15 protein-coding genes are annotated in these 16,487 nt (G+C 35.0%); 13 read left to right on the top strand and 2 right to left on the bottom strand.

What is annotated here, in order from left to right; genetic code table 11:
- The first annotated feature begins 223 nt into the window (after window positions 1-223).
- The 4 genes from ACEN33_RS05510 (at window position 224) to holA (ending at window position 3,807) form a co-directional block, all read left to right on the top strand.
- On the top strand, window positions 224-1,177 hold the full coding sequence (locus tag ACEN33_RS05510) for a YihY/virulence factor BrkB family protein (protein ID WP_407090062.1): 954 nt from the start codon (window positions 224-226) through the stop codon (window positions 1,175-1,177).
- 18 nt (window positions 1,178-1,195) lie between these two features.
- A complete protein-coding gene (locus tag ACEN33_RS05515; protein WP_407090064.1) occupies window positions 1,196-2,389 on the top strand; it encodes an FtsW/RodA/SpoVE family cell cycle protein in 1,194 nt (397 codons plus the stop codon).
- Window positions 2,390-2,409: 20 nt separating this feature from the next.
- Window positions 2,410-2,706 (top strand): glycine cleavage system protein H, encoded by a 297-nt coding sequence (locus ACEN33_RS05520; RefSeq protein ID WP_407090065.1) that lies wholly within the window; start codon window positions 2,410-2,412, stop codon window positions 2,704-2,706.
- An 84-nt stretch (window positions 2,707-2,790) separates the two neighbouring features.
- On the top strand, window positions 2,791-3,807 hold the full coding sequence (gene holA, locus ACEN33_RS05525; RefSeq protein ID WP_407090067.1) for a DNA polymerase III subunit delta: 1,017 nt from the start codon (window positions 2,791-2,793) through the stop codon (window positions 3,805-3,807).
- 67 nt (window positions 3,808-3,874) lie between these two features.
- Here the strand turns inward: holA and rpsT are convergent, their stop codons facing one another.
- Window positions 3,875-4,129, bottom strand: a complete 255-nt coding sequence (gene rpsT, locus ACEN33_RS05530) for a 30S ribosomal protein S20 (protein ID WP_138405307.1) — start codon at window positions 4,127-4,129, stop codon at window positions 3,875-3,877.
- A gap of 251 nt (window positions 4,130-4,380) precedes the next feature.
- Here rpsT and uvrB point away from each other — a divergent pair, with 251 nt between their 5' ends.
- From uvrB to ACEN33_RS05560, 6 genes are all read left to right on the top strand, one after another.
- Window positions 4,381-6,375, top strand: a complete 1,995-nt coding sequence (gene uvrB, locus ACEN33_RS05535; RefSeq protein ID WP_407090068.1) for an excinuclease ABC subunit UvrB — start codon at window positions 4,381-4,383, stop codon at window positions 6,373-6,375.
- 201 nt (window positions 6,376-6,576) lie between these two features.
- A complete protein-coding gene (locus ACEN33_RS05540; RefSeq protein WP_407090069.1) occupies window positions 6,577-8,631 on the top strand; it encodes an acyltransferase family protein in 2,055 nt (684 codons plus the stop codon).
- A 158-nt stretch (window positions 8,632-8,789) separates the two neighbouring features.
- A complete protein-coding gene (gene rpsO / locus ACEN33_RS05545; protein WP_407090070.1) occupies window positions 8,790-9,059 on the top strand; it encodes a 30S ribosomal protein S15 in 270 nt (89 codons plus the stop codon).
- A gap of 243 nt (window positions 9,060-9,302) precedes the next feature.
- Window positions 9,303-11,405, top strand: a complete 2,103-nt coding sequence (gene pnp, locus ACEN33_RS05550) for a polyribonucleotide nucleotidyltransferase (protein ID WP_407090071.1) — start codon at window positions 9,303-9,305, stop codon at window positions 11,403-11,405.
- Between the two features lie 193 nt (window positions 11,406-11,598).
- Window positions 11,599-13,287: a ribonuclease J gene (locus ACEN33_RS05555; RefSeq protein ID WP_407090073.1), complete on the top strand. Its 1,689-nt coding sequence runs from the start codon at window positions 11,599-11,601 to the stop codon at window positions 13,285-13,287.
- A gap of 13 nt (window positions 13,288-13,300) precedes the next feature.
- On the top strand, window positions 13,301-13,900 hold the full coding sequence (locus tag ACEN33_RS05560) for an energy-coupled thiamine transporter ThiT (RefSeq protein ID WP_407090074.1): 600 nt from the start codon (window positions 13,301-13,303) through the stop codon (window positions 13,898-13,900).
- Between the two features lie 122 nt (window positions 13,901-14,022).
- Here the strand turns inward: ACEN33_RS05560 and ACEN33_RS05565 are convergent, their stop codons facing one another.
- Window positions 14,023-14,361: a hypothetical protein gene (locus tag ACEN33_RS05565; protein WP_407090076.1), complete on the bottom strand. Its 339-nt coding sequence runs from the start codon at window positions 14,359-14,361 to the stop codon at window positions 14,023-14,025.
- 154 nt (window positions 14,362-14,515) lie between these two features.
- On the opposite strand from ACEN33_RS05565, the gene ACEN33_RS05570 reads away from it, so the two are divergent.
- The 3 genes from ACEN33_RS05570 to rpoZ all read left to right on the top strand — a co-directional run bounded on the left by ACEN33_RS05570 (window position 14,516) and on the right by rpoZ (window position 16,432).
- A complete protein-coding gene (locus tag ACEN33_RS05570) occupies window positions 14,516-15,499 on the top strand; it encodes an LCP family protein (protein ID WP_407090077.1) in 984 nt (327 codons plus the stop codon).
- Between the two features lie 96 nt (window positions 15,500-15,595).
- Entirely contained in the window at window positions 15,596-16,228 is a 633-nt protein-coding gene (gmk, locus tag ACEN33_RS05575; RefSeq protein WP_407090079.1) for a guanylate kinase, read from the top strand.
- Between the two features lie 6 nt (window positions 16,229-16,234).
- Window positions 16,235-16,432: a DNA-directed RNA polymerase subunit omega gene (rpoZ, locus tag ACEN33_RS05580; protein WP_218930821.1), complete on the top strand. Its 198-nt coding sequence runs from the start codon at window positions 16,235-16,237 to the stop codon at window positions 16,430-16,432.
- Window positions 16,433-16,487 lie beyond the last annotated feature (55 nt).

The following is a 16,487-nucleotide window of genomic DNA, read 5'->3' on the forward strand; positions in this document are numbered from 1 at the left end:
AGACACCTTTACAATATCAGAATGGGGTTCTTTTTTCATCACTTAACAGGTGAAAATGAAAAAGTAAATTTAAGCTGCCGTTAGGCAGTTGGCACATGTTTCAACGAAAAGTATGAATTGTTCAGGAAAAAGTCTAGATTATTACAGATTCTTAAAGTGCAAAATGATATAATATGTGATAATCTTATGTAGTTATAAAAATGAATTGAAAGGTCTGATAGAGATGGATCAACCTTCGGTATTTAATAAGCTAATGAAGACGTTCCAAATTAATAATCAACAGTTGGCTTTTGGAAGTTATGCTGCTGAATTATCATTTTATGTTATTTGGGCGTTAGTGCCGTTAATGCTTGCATTATCAAATATTATTGCTATACTTCCTTTTTCAGAAGCACAAATTATTGACACAATTCAATTAGCATTACCAGATGAAGTCGAGGTAGCGATTATTCCCTTATTGGAGACTTACTTAACAGGTACAAGTTCAGGTTTGTTCTCGCTAAGTTTAATCATTTCATTATGGCCAGCTTCGAATGTATTTAATACCATGCAACGTGTTCTAAATACAATATATAAAACTGTACCTAGAAAAAACTTTTTTATCGCACGATTATTTGCATATGTATTTACTTTACTCATCGTCATTGCGTTGGTTACGTTTACATTTGCACTTGTATTCGGCGAGACAATTATTGACTATATTCAGGAAGTATTTGGTATTCAATTTTTCTTATTGGATTTTTTTGTGAATCAGGGCTGGATTTTAGGTTTGCTAGGTATTTTTATTCTATTAATTGGAATTTACCAATTTATGCCAAATGTTAAATGGCCGATCAAATATGCAATACCTGGTACAGTATTTGCCTTACTAGGCTTTATCTTAGTATCTCAGTTATTCAATGTTTATATGAGATTTGCTGGAGGTAATGTTGGTGGGGGCACGATTGGAGTATTCATGGTTGCGATCATTTGGTTATATTTAAATGCGATGGTTATTTCCATAGGAGCTTACATCAATGTCTTTTATCATGATTTTAAAGAGAAAAGTTATTGGCAATTGGTTGAAGAAACTAGTAAGTACCAATCATTTGTCTCATATAGTGATAACTTTAGACAAGCAAATTCAAATCAGTTTGAATTGACCAATAAGATATATAAGAATTTTACAAACAAGTAATAAAGAAAGGTGAAATGAATGACATCTATTAGACAAATACGTCGAGATAATGAGAACCGCATCGATTACGGCATTATCTTAAATGTTATGGTCTTAGCAATCATCGGATTGTTAAGTGTATACTCAACAACAACACTCATTGAAGGGGGAGACCTCGTTCCAACTTTATTCCACGCCTTATGGTATGGGGTAGGTACGATTGCTGTTATTGCGGCGATGCAATTAGATAGTGAACAATATTGGAAGCTTTCCAATTATTTATACGGATTCGGTTTACTACTATTATTATTAGTACTGTTCTTCTATGATAGAGAATTAGCCGATACAGGGGCGACAAGTTGGTTAAGAATCGGTTCGCTATCGGTTCAACCTTCAGAGCTTTTCAAACCTGCTTATATAGTATTTATGGCACGTGTTGTCACTGAGCATAATAATAAATACCCTAACCGTACGATAAAATCAGACTTTATGCAATTAGGAAAAATATTGATGTTCGCTGCACCACCGATGATTTTAATTCAGTTACAAAACGACTTAGGAACAAACTTAGTTATCATGTCGATTACTGCTGGAATTATTCTCATGTCAGGAATCAGCTGGAAAATTCTTGCACCAATTGCAACAACCGTTATTGTTGTTGCGGGAGGAATTATTATTGTCGTTGAGAAATTCCCGGAATTTCTAATAGATAATAATCTTGTTCAAGAATATCAAATTAACCGTATCTTAGACTGGTTACGACCCTTTGAAAACACACAAGGGAGTGGGTATCAGTTAGCTCAAAGTATTAAAGCTGTTGGATCGGGTCAATTGAGTGGTAAAGGCTTTGGGGTTTCACAAGTTACCGTACCGGTTCGTGAATCTGACTTTATCTTTACGACTATCGCTGAAAACTTCGGATTCTTAGGAAGCTCAGTTTTACTCTTTGTTTATTTCATTTTAATTTATCAAATCGTACAAATCTGCTTTAAAACACGTAATGAGTTTTATTCATATATTGCTGCAGGTGTTATATCAATGATTTTATTCCACGTTCTAGAGAATATCGGAATGGCGATTGGTTTATTACCAATCACGGGGGTTCCACTGCCATTTGTTTCTCAAGGTGGTTCGGCTTTACTAGGAAACATGATTGGGATTGGTTTAGTTCTATCAATGAAATATCATCACCGAAGCTATATGTTTGGTATGGAAGATGATTTTAGTTATTAAATTTAGAAGGGTGATTAATATTGGAATTATTAAATAAGAATTTATGGATGACTGAAGAAGAGAATATTGTAACGATTGGTTTAACGCCTGAATTGCAAGATGAAGCAGGAGATATTTCATATGCAAATATCGCTTCATTAGGAAACATTGATGTTGATGATACAATTATTAATGTTGAAGCTTCTAAAGCTGCGATTGAAATACCATCACCTATTCAAGGAAAACTTATTGAACGTAATGAGAAAGCAGAAGATACACCATCTTTACTTAATTCTTCAGATACGGCAAATAACTGGGTAGTAAAAATTCAAAAGTAAAAGATTATGATAATAAAACGGATATTACCTTGATGTATTAAACTTTGGTGATGTTCGTTTTATTTTATATGAAGGAGGGAAAAGATGGAGTTCCAACAAGTCATGCAACAAATCAATAAGAAACAAATTGATCCAATCTATACGGTTGTCGGATCTGAGAATTACCTCAAAAACCAGTTTATGGAAGGCTTATTTCAACAATTAGGCGGGATCGATGTTTTAGATATCTCACGAATTGACTTACAAGAAGTGACGATGAATGACGTTTTGGATGAAGCAGAGATGTTTTCTTTTTTCTCTGATTATCGAGTGCTCGTTGTGTCGAATGCAACGTTTTTAAATTCACAAAGTAAGAATAAATTAAGTGATTCTGAACAAAAACGATTACTGGGTTATTTAGAAAATCCGAACCAAGCAACTATTTTAATCTTTAATGTTGAAAATCCATCCTTAGATAAGCGAAAGAAACTGACTAAAAGTTTTAATAAACAAACGAAAATGGTCGATATATCAGAGCTCGATGAAGGTCAAGTAGGGCGGTATGTTCAATCTTATATTAATAATTTAGATATTTCATTTACACGTGAGGCTGTTGAGGAATTGTTAATTAGGGTAAACTATCAACTAACTAATGCAATGACAGAAGTGAATAAACTGGAAATATTTGGACAAACTGAAGGTAGAATCACACTCGATTCTGTCCAATCACTTGTTCCACGTACGCTTGAATCAGACGTATTCCAATTAACCAATGCCGTAGCGAATAAAAATATTATACAAGCCATTCAAATTTACCAAGACTTATTATTAATGCGTCATGAACCAATTGCTTTACACGCATTAATGGTTTCTCAATTTAGAGTGATTGTCCAGTCAATGATTTTGGGTAGACAAGGAATGAATCAAGCCGACATTGCGAAACAGTTAGGCATTCATCCATATCGAGTGAAGCTTGCACTAACATCAGGAAGATCCTTGCAATTATCAGAATTACTTAATTTTTATGTTGAGATGGCAGAAGTAGATTTTAGAATGAAGACAGGTGTCGGGGATAAAGAGACTCACTTTTATATCTTATTATCAAAGTTAACTTCTTTATAAAAAAAAACGAAAATGAACTTTTTAAAGTTCATTTTCGTTTTTTTGTAATCAAGATAAAGTATCTTAATTATTTATTCATTAAGTTTGCTAATGTAGATTTGTTACGTGCTGCTTTGTTTGCGTGGATTAATCCTTTACCTGCAGTACGGTCAATTTGTTTAGAAGCTTTAGCGAATAATTCATTCACGTCACCTTCACCAGTTTCTACTGCATTACGAAAATCTTTGATTAATGAACGCATTTTCGAAACTTGTGCAGTATTACGTTGTTCTTTTACACTTGATTGACGAGCACGTTTAATAGCTGATTTAGAGTTTGCCATTGGTGTCACCTCTTTCTTACTGATTTCATTTGTCTAGTATATAAGCATTTGCTAACTTAGTCAACAAAAATTATTATACAATAAAATAGAAGAGTGATGCAATCTTTTTTTGTTTGTTTTAAACTGAAATTATAAGAGAAGATTGCTTAAACACTTATATAAACATATTGAAACAAAGAAGTAGAATTTTATATCATTATAGAGTATTATGGTTTAAGCGAATAAATGTTCGGTTAATGAGGAGGCAGTAAATGGATAAATTTAAATTAATATCTCAGTATGAGCCAAACGGTGATCAACCTCAAGCAATTAAAGAGTTAGTTAATGGATTAAATAATGGTGAAAAAGAACAAGTGCTATTAGGTGCAACTGGTACAGGAAAGACGTTTACGATTGCCAATGTAATTAAAGAAGTAAATAAACCTACTTTAGTTTTAGCTCATAATAAAACTTTAGCAGGTCAACTGTATAGTGAATTATTAGAGTTTTTCCCAGAGAATTCAATCGAATACTTTGTGTCTTACTATGATTACTATCAACCTGAGGCTTATGTTCCATCATCGGATTCATATATTGAAAAAGAAGCAATGGTCAATGATGAAATTGATAAGCTACGACATTCCGCTTCATCCGCATTATTGGAGCGGCGAGATGTTATTGTTGTCGCATCAGTTTCTTGTATTTACGGGTTAGTGGATCCAGAGATGTATCGTAATCAAGTTTTATCAATTAGAAAAGGGCAAGAAGTATCGCGCGAAGAAGTATTGCGTCAGCTAATTGACATGCAGTTTGTTAGAAATGACATTGACTTTCAGCGGGGAACTTTTAGAGTCCGTGGAGATGTGGTTGAAGTGTTCTTAGCTTCGCGTGATAGTGAAGTGATTCGAATTGAATTTTTCGGTGACGAAATTGATAGAATTCGCGAAGTAGATGTAATGACAGGCGAGATTAAAAATGACGTCGATCATTATCCTATCTATCCCGCAACTCACTTCGTGGCTGACCAAGATCAAACATTACAAGCTGTTACTACGATTAAAGCGGAGTTAGAAGAGAGATTAGAAGAATTGCGTTCTGAGAATAAACTCTTAGAAGCACAACGTTTAGAGCAACGGACGACCTATGATTTAGAAATGCTCCTTGAGATGGGGTATTGTAATGGGATTGAGAACTATTCAAGACATATGGACGGGCGTGCGCCTGGAGAGCAACCTTATACGTTAATTGACTTCTTCCCAGATGATTTCTTGATTGTAGTGGATGAGTCACATATGACGATGCCACAAATTCGAGGGATGTATAATGGGGACAGAGCTCGGAAGCAACAATTAATTGATTATGGCTTCAGATTACCAAGTGCTTTAGACAATAGACCACTTAGGTTAGAAGAGTTTGAAAAGCATGTCAACCAAATCATCTATATTTCAGCTACACCAGGTCCATATGAATTAGAACATACTGATGACGAATATGTTGAGCAAATTATACGTCCAACTGGTTTATTAGATCCAGTTGTTGAAGTCCGACCAATTAAGGGTCAGATTGATGATTTAATTCAAGAAATTACGAAACGAACTGAGCGTGATGAACGTGTGTTTATTACGACCTTGACGAAAAAAATGTCTGAAGACTTAACGGACTATCTTAAAGAAGTCGATATTAAAGTCAAATACTTACATAGTGATATTAAAACTTTAGAAAGAACGGAGATTATTCGTGATTTAAGGTTAGGGATCTTTGATGTCCTTATTGGTATTAACTTACTAAGAGAGGGGATTGACGTACCAGAAGTGTCATTAGTCGCCATCTTAGATGCGGATAAGGAAGGGTTCTTACGAGGTGAGCGTGCATTAATCCAAACGATTGGGCGTGCGGCTCGTAACGAGAATGGGCATGTTATTATGTATGCAGATAAAATGACGGACTCAATGACAAAAGCTATTGAAGAAACTGAGCGTCGTCGTGAGATTCAAATCTCTTATAATAAAGAACATGGCATTACACCCAAAACGATTAAGAAAGAAGTTCGTGATCTTATTCGAATTACGCATGAAGTTGAAGGTGAAGAACAAGAAGAGAATATCTTAGCTCAATTCAAACAATTGTCTCGTCTTCAACGTGAAGAAGAGCTTGAGCGACTTGAGATGGAGATGCGTCAATACGCTAAAGATTTAAACTTTGAAGCGGCAGCTGATTTAAGAGATATAGTTATGGAACTTAAAGCGACTTTCTTTAAAAGAAAATAATTAAATTTAGGACAAAATACTTTTGACTACATGATAGTCTGAAGTGTTTTGTTCTTTTTATGTTTTGAGACTTTTTTAAAATAATTTACTCATTAGAGAAAATTTGAATTAATTAAGATAAAAGTAGATTTGGCCTTTTATAATAATAATGCTTCCTATATAATAATTTATGGAGGTCATTCTTAATCAGGAGGTAATATAATGCGACAACAGAAGAGAGTGCAAAGTTTTGATGGCTTAAAAGGTTTAGCGATTATGGCCGTCGTTGCTTATCATTTATTCCCTTCCATAATACCAGGCGGTTTTTTCATGGTGAATACATTTCTTGTTATTGGAGGGTTCTTTTTTGCAAGAAATATTGAGAAAGTTCAGCCGGTTAAAGCATCAATTCAATGGAAAGCGATCGGAAAGTATCTACTACATACGATAGAGAGGCTCTTTATACCACTCTTGTGGCTCTTATTATTTATCGTTGTCGGCTTATATATATTATATCCAACTGAATTAAGACATATTCAGAGTGATATATTTTCTGGGTTGTTTTTTGTAAATAATATTTATCAAATAGTGACGGATCAATCTTATTTTGTACAAATGTCAGATGCATCGCCTTTTACTCATCTTTGGTATAATGCGATTCACTTACAATCAGTTCTAATCGCAACCGGTATCATCTTACTATTACAAAGATTAAAACTATCGATTCCTTCTAAAGGAATTATTTGGCTTTTTATTGTTTTGCTAAGTCATGTAGCCATCTTATTCTTATATACACCAGGCGAGGATCCAACGCGTGTTTATTACGGTATTGAAACCCGCTTTGCATCATTTGCAATTGGTGTAGCTGCAGCTTACATCACACCGACCATTTTAAATTTATTTTATAAATCTAGAATTAAACTGTTTGTATACAATTTAATAGCAATATTGTCTGCAGGGGGAATGATTTGGATTGTGTTCACTCAATCGGATCAAAACGAAGCGACGTATCTACTGTGGATGTCAGTATTTAATGTGTTGAGTATGTTACTCGTATTTTCAATTACTGTAGGGGCACCGACAGTGACAAGTTGGCTAAGTTTAAAACCACTGCATCTTATTGGTAAAAGGTCATATTCATACTACCTATGGTATTACCCAATTATTGTCTTTTACTTAGCATTTTACCGTGAATTAGGAGAAAACATTACCGTAGTCAATGTCTTATCTCTGATTACATTAGCAATTGTTGGGGAAATTTTTTACCGTGTTATTGAAAGCGGGGGCGTGAGAATTTGGTTTGGTTCTTCACTCAACTTTAAAGAAGATGCGGAAGATATCGGTCATATGATTGATCAGAGAAAATTCCTCCAGCCTAAGTTATTCATCTTTATTGCTTACGTCGCCTTAATAGTTTTATTTGTTCGAGGACTTATCTATTCAGCAGATAATAAACGTGTGTCTTTATTCGAATTAGAATATCAAGCTTTTCAGACGAAACCTAACTTATTGAACACCACGTATCCATTAAGTCTGCCAATTATCCAAGTTAATGAAGATTTAGACCAAGTGGATGATACATTTGAGACGGTCTTCGTTAACGAGTTGGAAGTTGAAGATCCTGTAGAAACATTACAAAATATTTATTTTGAACAAGAAACATTGTCAGCGGAACTTCAAGAACTCATTGCTGAGAACCAAGAAGTGTTTGATGAATTTGAAGATTTAAATCCAATTGTATTCGATGAGTTGACGCCACAAGAATTATTATTTGCCACTGAAGTGCCAGTGACTTTCTTTGGAGATTCTATCGCTTTACACTTTACACCGAAAGTAGACGAAATTTTCTGGAATGGAAATATCTATGGTCAAGGAAGCTTACAATTGTGGGATGCAAATGACATCTTACGTGACATGGTACGTGATGGCGAAGTTCAAGAGAATTTAGTCGTGGTCCTTGGAACAAACGCAGGATTGGATCAAGAAGGAATGGATGAATTGATGTCCATTGCGGGAGAAGAGCGGAATGTATTCTTTGTAAACACAAACTCACGAGTAATGCACATTCAAAACGTGAATGACACAATTAAAGATACGGCTAAAAAATATACAAATGCCTTTGAAGTTGATTGGTATAGCTATCAACAAGGTAATCCTGACTGGTATACAGAAGATGAAGTCCATCACACACCAGAAGGAATGGAACACTTTGCTGTAATTGTCACTCAAACGATGTTTCAACATTTACCAGAGGAAACAATTGAAGAAATTGAATAAAAATTCTTGCATTCACTTACCATATAGTGTAAATTATACCAAGTGGTAATCTAGCATTGTAAAAGTGCATGGAATACTATATAGTACCTATGCTCAGTTCAGCGAATCACCAACGCTTTTCTTGGCATCAGGGATAAAAAAGAAAGAGGTGAAATGAGATGGCTTTAACAAAAGAACGTAAAACAGAAATCATGAAAGAATTTGCTACTCACGAAGGGGACACTGGTTCTCCAGAAGTACAAATCGCTGTGTTAACCGCTGATATTAACTCATTAAACGAGCATATCCGCGAACATAAAAAAGATTTCCATTCATACCGTGGACTAATGAAAAAAATTGGTCACCGTCGTAACTTATTAGCGTACTTACGTAACAAAGACGTAGCACGTTACCGCGAATTAATCCAACGTTTAGGATTACGTCGTTAATATGATATTAACTTCCGTTTCAGTAATGAAATGGAAGTTTTTTTGTAGATATTCATAATATATTGCCCTTTATGAGCGCAATTATATAGAGAATATGCTAAACTAATTAGTGTGTGTTTTGGTAATTATCAATATTGGTAGATCTACTATACAAGTATGAGTTTGTGACGAGACGCGTCATGAGTTGATATTTGTTTAGTAGTTCTCCAAAACACACAATTTATTAATCAAAGGAGAGATACCATGTTCGAAAAACATGTTTTTGAAACAACTATTGGTGGACGCCCACTGTCAGTTGAAATTGGCGAATTTGCTCGACAAGCGAATGGAGCAGTCCTAGTAAGATACGGAGATACCGTTGTATTATCTACAGCAGTAGCTTCAAGTAGACCTGTAGACGGAAACTTCTTCCCGTTAACTGTGAACTACGAAGAGAAAAAATATTCAGTAGGTAAAATCCCCGGTGGATTTATTAAACGTGAAGGTCGCCCGTCAGAGAATGCGACATTAACTGCACGTCTAATTGACCGCCCAATTCGTCCAATGTTCCCAGATGGGGTACGAAACGAAATTCAAATCGTCAATACTGTATTATCTGTAGACCAAGATTGCTCACCAGAAATGTCAGCAATGTTAGGTTCATCATTAGCCCTAGGTGTATCAGATATTCCGTTTAACGGACCTATTGCAGGTGTTAATGTTGGTCGTGTAGAGGGAGAATTAGTAATTAACCCAACGACTGAACAAAGCGCCCACTCTGATATCCACTTAACAGTTGCAGGTACTAGCCAAGCAATTAACATGGTTGAGTCAAGTGCGGAAGAAGTACCAGAAGATGAGATGCTTGAAGCATTATTATTTGGTCACCGTGCAATTAAAGAAATTAACGAATTCCAAGCGAATATTATTGAACAAATCGGTAAAGAGAAATTCGAATTAACGATTGTACAAAATGATGAAGAAATCATGGAAGAAATTTCTGGACGTTATCGTGAAGCAATGATTGAAGCAATTAAAACAGAAGAGAAAAAAGCGCGTGAAGATGCGATTGCTCTAGTTATGCAAGGTGCTGTAACTTATTATGAAGAATTACATGCTGAAAACCCAGAAAAAGGTGAAGTTCTTTCAGCTGTTAACGCTGCATTACAAGCCCTAGAAAAAGAAGTTGTGCGTCATTTAATTACAGCGGATCGTATCCGTCCTGATGGCCGTAAAGTGGACCAAATTCGTCCATTAGCTTCTCGTGTAGGCTTATTACCACGTACTCACGGATCTGGTTTATTCACACGTGGACAAACTCAAGCATTAACAGTAGCGACATTAGCACCTCTAGGAGAGCATCAAATTATTGATGGCTTAGGTATTGAAGAGTCTAAACGCTTTATTCACCACTATAACTTCCCACCATATTCAGTAGGTGAAACTGGACGTATGGGTAGCGCGGGACGTCGTGAAGTAGGACACGGTGCCTTAGGTGAACGTGCGCTTGCACAAATTATTCCAGATGAAGATGTATTCCCATATACGATTCGTTTAGTATCAGAAGTATTAGAATCTAACGGTTCATCTTCACAAGCAAGTATTTGTGCTGGAACATTAGCATTAATGGACGCAGGTGTACCTATTAAAGCACCAGTCGCAGGTATCGCAATGGGATTAGTTATGGATGGCGACAACTATACAATTCTAACTGATATCCAAGGTCTAGAAGATGCTCTAGGAGATATGGACTTCAAAGTAGCGGGAACTGAAAAAGGAATCACTGCTTTACAAATGGATATTAAAATCGAAGGAATTACAGAGCAAATTTTAAATGAAGCGTTAGTTCAAGCACGTCAAGCTCGATTAGCAATTCTAGAAGAATTAACTTCGACAATTTCTGAACCAAGAACAGAGTTAAGCCCTTACGCTCCTAAGATTGAAATGATTCAAATCAAACCAGATAAGATTAAAGTTGTTATCGGTCGTGGTGGAGATACAATCAATAAGATTATTGATGAAACAGGCGTTAAAATTGATATTGATGATGAAGGTAATGTAAGTATTGCCTCTACTGATCAAGCAATGATTAACCGTGCTAAAGAAATTATCGAACAATTAACACATGAAGTTAAAGCGGGAGAAATTTACGAAGGTACCGTTAAACGAATTGAGAAATTCGGTGCTTTTGTTGAGATTTTACCAGGTAAAGATGGTTTAGTTCATATATCTGAATTAGAGCATCACCGTGTAGGGAAAGTTGAAGATGTTATAGCATTGAATGATAAAGTTAAAGTTCGCGTTCAAGAAATTGACGATAAAGGACGGATTAACCTATCTCGTAAAGCTTTAATCGACAAAGAATAACACATACTATTAAGAGGCAAGTTTCACAAAAGGGAACTTGTCTTTTTGGTTTTTCTAAATAACTGCGGTATTGATTTATGATAACGAATCAATTTGAAATATTGGAGAAGCAATTTTTTATTTTATTCCTAACTGTGCTATAATGTGATAAGTATATTATCAAAATGAAACTAACTAAATAAAGAGGTGTCAAATGAGTAAAATAAAAATAATCCCGTTAGGTGGGGTGCGTGAAGAAGGTAAAAATCTTTACGTGGTAGAAGTGAATGAGTCAATCTTTGTTTTGGATTGCGGACTAGTCTTTCCAGAAGAAGAATTACTTGGTATCGATGCAGTCATCCCAGATTTTACATACTTAGTTGAAAAGAAAGATCAAATCGTTGGGATATTCCTGACACATGGTCATGATGATGCGATGGGTGCATTGCCATATCTATTAGAAAAGATTGATGCACCAGTATTCGGAACTGAATTAACAATTGAATTAGCAACGATTTCAGCTAAATCACAAGGATTGCATCAACATATTGAGAACTTCTTCAAGATTGATGAAGATGTTGAGATTGAATTTGAAGATGCAACTGTAAGTTTCTTCAGAACCACACATACAATTCCAGGTTCTCTTGGTATTGTTGTCTCAACGGATGAAGGTTCAATCGTTTATACAGGAGACTTTAAATTTGATCCAAGCGCGTCTGAACAATACAGTACAAATTATGGTCGTTTAACGGATATTGGAGAAGCAGGTGTTTTAGCTTTACTAAGTGATTCTGCGGATGCAGAGAATGCCGTTCAATCAGTCAGTGATAAGAAGATTACTGCAGATATGACCGAAGTATTCCGTAATGAAGACGGACGTGTCATCGTTGCTTCAATTGGAAGTAATATCTCTCGTATTCAGCAATTATTTTATGCTGCTAAAAATTCAGGTAGAACAATTTTCTTAGCAGATGACCAATTATACAAAATTGTCGATATTGCGATTCAATTAAATCAGATTAAAATTCCAAGTAAAGACATCATCGGACAAGTGAAAGATCTAAATAACACGCCTGATAACGAAGTCATCGTGTTAGAAACAGGTGACGTTGGCGAACCAATTAAGAATGTTCAATTAATGGCGACAAATCGTCATTCATTAATCAATATTAAAGATGGTGATTTGGTTTATTTAGCTACAACACCTTCAATTGCGATGGAAACAGTCATTGCCAAAACAAAGGATATGATTTACAAAGCTGGCGGAACAGTTAAGTCTGTAACAGATAACTTTAAAACATCTGGTCACGCGAATCAGTCAGATTTAAAATTAATGATGAACTTTATCAAACCTAAATATGTTATCCCTGTTAATGGTGAATCAAGAATGTTAGCCGCGCATGCGCGTTTAGCTAACGAAGTAGGCTATGAAGATAAGCAAATTTTCTTACCGTACATCGGAGATGTTATCGAGTACAATAAAGGGAAGATGACGATGACTACCCAAGTACCTGCTGGAAATGTCCTTATTGATGGTATTGGGGTCGGAGATATCGGTAATGTCGTTCTACGTGATCGCCGTATCTTAAGTGAAGATGGAATCTTTGTAGTTGTAGCTACAATTTCGCGTCGTTTAGGGCGCGTTTTAGTCGGACCACAAATTACTTCTAGAGGTTTCGTATATATGAAAACAAGTATTGATTTAATTGAAGCTTGTTCAGATATGACCTTAGATATATTAGAAGAACATTTAAATGGTGATAATTTTGACTGGAGTGAACTAAAAGGGGATCTTCGTGAAAAAATCGGTAAATACTTATATAAAGAGACTCAACGTCGTCCGGTTGTCTTACCAATTATTATGGAAGCTTCAAATTATCAACCTAATAAAGAAGAAAAATAGGGGGAGCTATAGAATGAATCAACGTACAAGAAGTATGCTATTGGATAGTTTATATGCTATTGTTTTAGGCTTAATTTTAGCCGTTGCTGCACAATATATTAGTTCATTCATACCAGGTGATTATTCAGGGTTAGCGATGCTTCCCTTAATATGGTTAGCGCTTCGTTATGGTTCACCACTTGCTATAATTTCTGCTTTACTGACAGGCTTGATTGTTGGCTTTACACGACAAGGTTTTACGGATGGGTTATCAGTCCTCTTTGAAGAGGTCTTACCGTTATTATCTGTTGGTTTTGCTGGATTATTCGCAAAATATACACAAAAAACCCTTAATAACCGTCGATACTCTTCTACTTACTTAAACATATTCACCGGTGCCTTACTTTCGACAACGAGTTATATGTTTATCAAATTCTGGTTAACACCTTTAGCATTAAATGAGATTAGTTTACTACAAATTAATGGTTGGGAATTTTGGTTAAGTTTAGTTGTGATTTGGTTAATTATTGGCTTAGTAATCTTAATTATGGCTCGTAGTAATCCAAAACTAATTATTCCTAAACGAACAAAATATTTATCTCGTAAAGAAACATCATCATTATTAAATGATTAATAAATTAAATGAAGTGTTGGTTATGTTAATTGCCAACACTTTTTTATTTGAAAAAATATATAAAAGAACAAGACCACCAATTGTTTGCGGGGATTGTGCAAACAGTTGGTGGTCTATGAGTTCTAAGCAGCGTTGGCAGACGCAGTTAGAATTTGTTCTAAAGATAATATGTAAGATCGCTTTGAATTAACTTCACTAATTGCAATGCGACGATTGTGTTGAACAGTTGATACGACAGTAGCTAAAACTGTCTTTTGTTCAATCTTTTGTTGAGAATTGTAATATTCAAATGTGATTTCGACAGGGTCAAGCGTCACATAATGTTGATGTAATAACTTCTCTACTTCATATAGAGGCAATATAAAGCGTTTATCTTGTTTAATTTGAGTATTTAAAAAGGGTTTGAAGAAGCGCTGAACAGTATTTGCAAGGTTAGAATTGGGTTTGATAGGTAATTCCATGAATGTCACTCCTTTATCCGAACAGATGTTTGTATTTATATTATACGAACAAACGTTCCCTTTGTCAACACTATCCTAAAAACAAAAGAATTTGAAATAAAATATATAAAGTAATACAATAGATAAACAAAATTGAGTAATGAGAGGTTAGTCTATGAGTGAAAATAATATGTCTCGTCGAAATATCCATCGAGAAAGACCTAAGAAAAGAAGAAAAGGATGTTTGATTTTCTTTATTATCATCATCGTTCTGCTTATAGGAGCAGGTGCTGTGGGGGCTTATTTTTATAATAACGTTGTGAACACAGTAGATGTGATTCAACAAAGTAGACCTGAAGAACAAGTGAATTTACGTGATGAAGATGAACCAGATCCTGTGGTGAGTCGTATTCAAAATAAAGAGCCATTTTCAATGCTAATATTAGGGGTTGAACCATCAGCCAATGATAATTTAGAAGAAGGTCAATCTGATATTATGGTTGTTGCCACAGTAAGTCCTGAAGAAGAAAGTGTGGTTATGACAAATATACCTAGTAATACACTGACTGAGATTGCAGGTCAAAAATCTGAAGGAATGATTCGAGAGGCGTATCAAACAGGTGGTCTATCAACAACAGTTAATACTGTGCAAGATTTATTAGAGATTCCGATTGATTATACGTTAACAGTGAATTTGAATGGACTGGCTGATATTATAGATGCGATTGGGGAAGTATCCGTGACGGCTACTGAAACATTTGATCAAAATGGGTATAGCTTCGTTGCAGGTGAAACGTATAATATGGATGGTGAAATGGCCTTAGCTTACACTGGTGATATTGATGAAGCGATTGAATCAGCAAATAGTCAAGATAAAGCAAGACAAGTCGTCAGTGCGATTGTTCCACAAATTAGTCAAATCAATTCACTTACGAGCATTCCAAAGCTACTTAGTAGTCTAAATGGTAATGTACTAACAAATCTGTCATTCAAGGATATTCAGACCATTGCCTTGGATTATCGTCAAATAATTACGAATGTTGAAACAGTACAGTTAGAAGGTTATTCTGAAATGATTGATGATGTTACTTACGAAGTTTTAGATAGTAATACACTGACAAACATACAAGAACAGTTAAAAGCATTGTTAGAGCAATAAAGAAACGCATGAAATTTCTTGATTTTATTTCAAGAAGAATTAAGATATGTTATGATAGTAGTTATAGACATATAGAGTTTTATTTTGGAGGTAAATATGAGTGACACAAGAGGGTTATTAATTGTATTATCAGGTCCATCTGGAGTTGGAAAGGGTACTGTTAGAGCTGCAATTTTTAAGAATAATATTTATAACTATGTATATTCAGTTTCAGCTACGACTCGCCAAATGAGAACAGGTGAAGTAGATGGTGTCGATTATTACTTTACCTCACGTGAGGAGTTCGAACAGCTAATAGAGGAAGATGCTTTGCTTGAACACGCAGAATATGTTGGAAATTATTATGGTACACCAATTAGAGCGATTGAAGACAATCTGTCTAAAGGCTACGATGTGTTTTTAGAAATTGAAGTTCAAGGCGCAATGAAAGTTAGAGAAAGAATGCCTGATGGAATTTTCATATTCTTAGCACCACCTAATCTCAACGAATTAGAGTCTAGAATTGCTGGACGTGGGACTGATAATCAAGAAATCATTTATGAACGCATGCAAAAAGCACGCGAAGAAATTGAAATGATGAAACATTACGACTATGTTGTCGTAAATGATGAAGTTGATTGTGCAGTAAACAAAGTAAATGGTATAATACAAAGTGAACATTTAAAAGTTTCAAGAGTCGTTGATCAAATTAAATTACAAATACATAATTATTTTCAAAAAGGGGAGTAATCCATCATGATGTTATATCCATCAGTTGACAAATTAGTTGAAAAAATTCCATCAAAATATAGCTTAATTATTCTTGCGAGTAAACGCGCTCATGAAATGCAATTATATAAGCATGAAATGTTAGATTCATACGAAGCAATCAAACCCGTGGGAAGAGCGTTAGAAGAAGTTGTTTCTGGCGACTTACAAATCAAAGAAAAATAAAATCGAAGCTACTATGAAAGAATTTATACTACTTTCATAGTAGTTTTTTGTCATA

Origin of the sequence: Ruoffia sp. FAM 24228 (assembly GCF_045528575.1) — a bacterium.
In the GTDB taxonomy this organism is placed as follows: Bacteria; Bacillota; Bacilli; order Lactobacillales; family Aerococcaceae; genus Ruoffia; species Ruoffia halotolerans.

Coding starts and splice junctions, on each gene's coding strand:
- ACEN33_RS05515 (WP_407090064.1), top strand. CDS start 1,196: ATGACATCTATTAGACAAATACGTCGAGATAATGAGAACCGCATCGAT.
- rpsO (WP_407090070.1), top strand. CDS start 8,790: ATGGCTTTAACAAAAGAACGTAAAACAGAAATCATGAAAGAATTTGCT.
- ACEN33_RS05565 (WP_407090076.1), bottom strand. CDS start 14,361: ATGGAATTACCTATCAAACCCAATTCTAACCTTGCAAATACTGTTCAG.
- ACEN33_RS05540 (WP_407090069.1), top strand. CDS start 6,577: ATGCGACAACAGAAGAGAGTGCAAAGTTTTGATGGCTTAAAAGGTTTA.
- rpoZ (WP_218930821.1), top strand. CDS start 16,235: ATGATGTTATATCCATCAGTTGACAAATTAGTTGAAAAAATTCCATCA.
- pnp (WP_407090071.1), top strand. CDS start 9,303: ATGTTCGAAAAACATGTTTTTGAAACAACTATTGGTGGACGCCCACTG.
- ACEN33_RS05555 (WP_407090073.1), top strand. CDS start 11,599: ATGAGTAAAATAAAAATAATCCCGTTAGGTGGGGTGCGTGAAGAAGGT.
- uvrB (WP_407090068.1), top strand. CDS start 4,381: ATGGATAAATTTAAATTAATATCTCAGTATGAGCCAAACGGTGATCAA.
- gmk (WP_407090079.1), top strand. CDS start 15,596: ATGAGTGACACAAGAGGGTTATTAATTGTATTATCAGGTCCATCTGGA.
- ACEN33_RS05570 (WP_407090077.1), top strand. CDS start 14,516: ATGAGTGAAAATAATATGTCTCGTCGAAATATCCATCGAGAAAGACCT.
- holA (WP_407090067.1), top strand. CDS start 2,791: ATGGAGTTCCAACAAGTCATGCAACAAATCAATAAGAAACAAATTGAT.
- ACEN33_RS05510 (WP_407090062.1), top strand. CDS start 224: ATGGATCAACCTTCGGTATTTAATAAGCTAATGAAGACGTTCCAAATT.
- rpsT (WP_138405307.1), bottom strand. CDS start 4,129: ATGGCAAACTCTAAATCAGCTATTAAACGTGCTCGTCAATCAAGTGTA.
- ACEN33_RS05560 (WP_407090074.1), top strand. CDS start 13,301: ATGAATCAACGTACAAGAAGTATGCTATTGGATAGTTTATATGCTATT.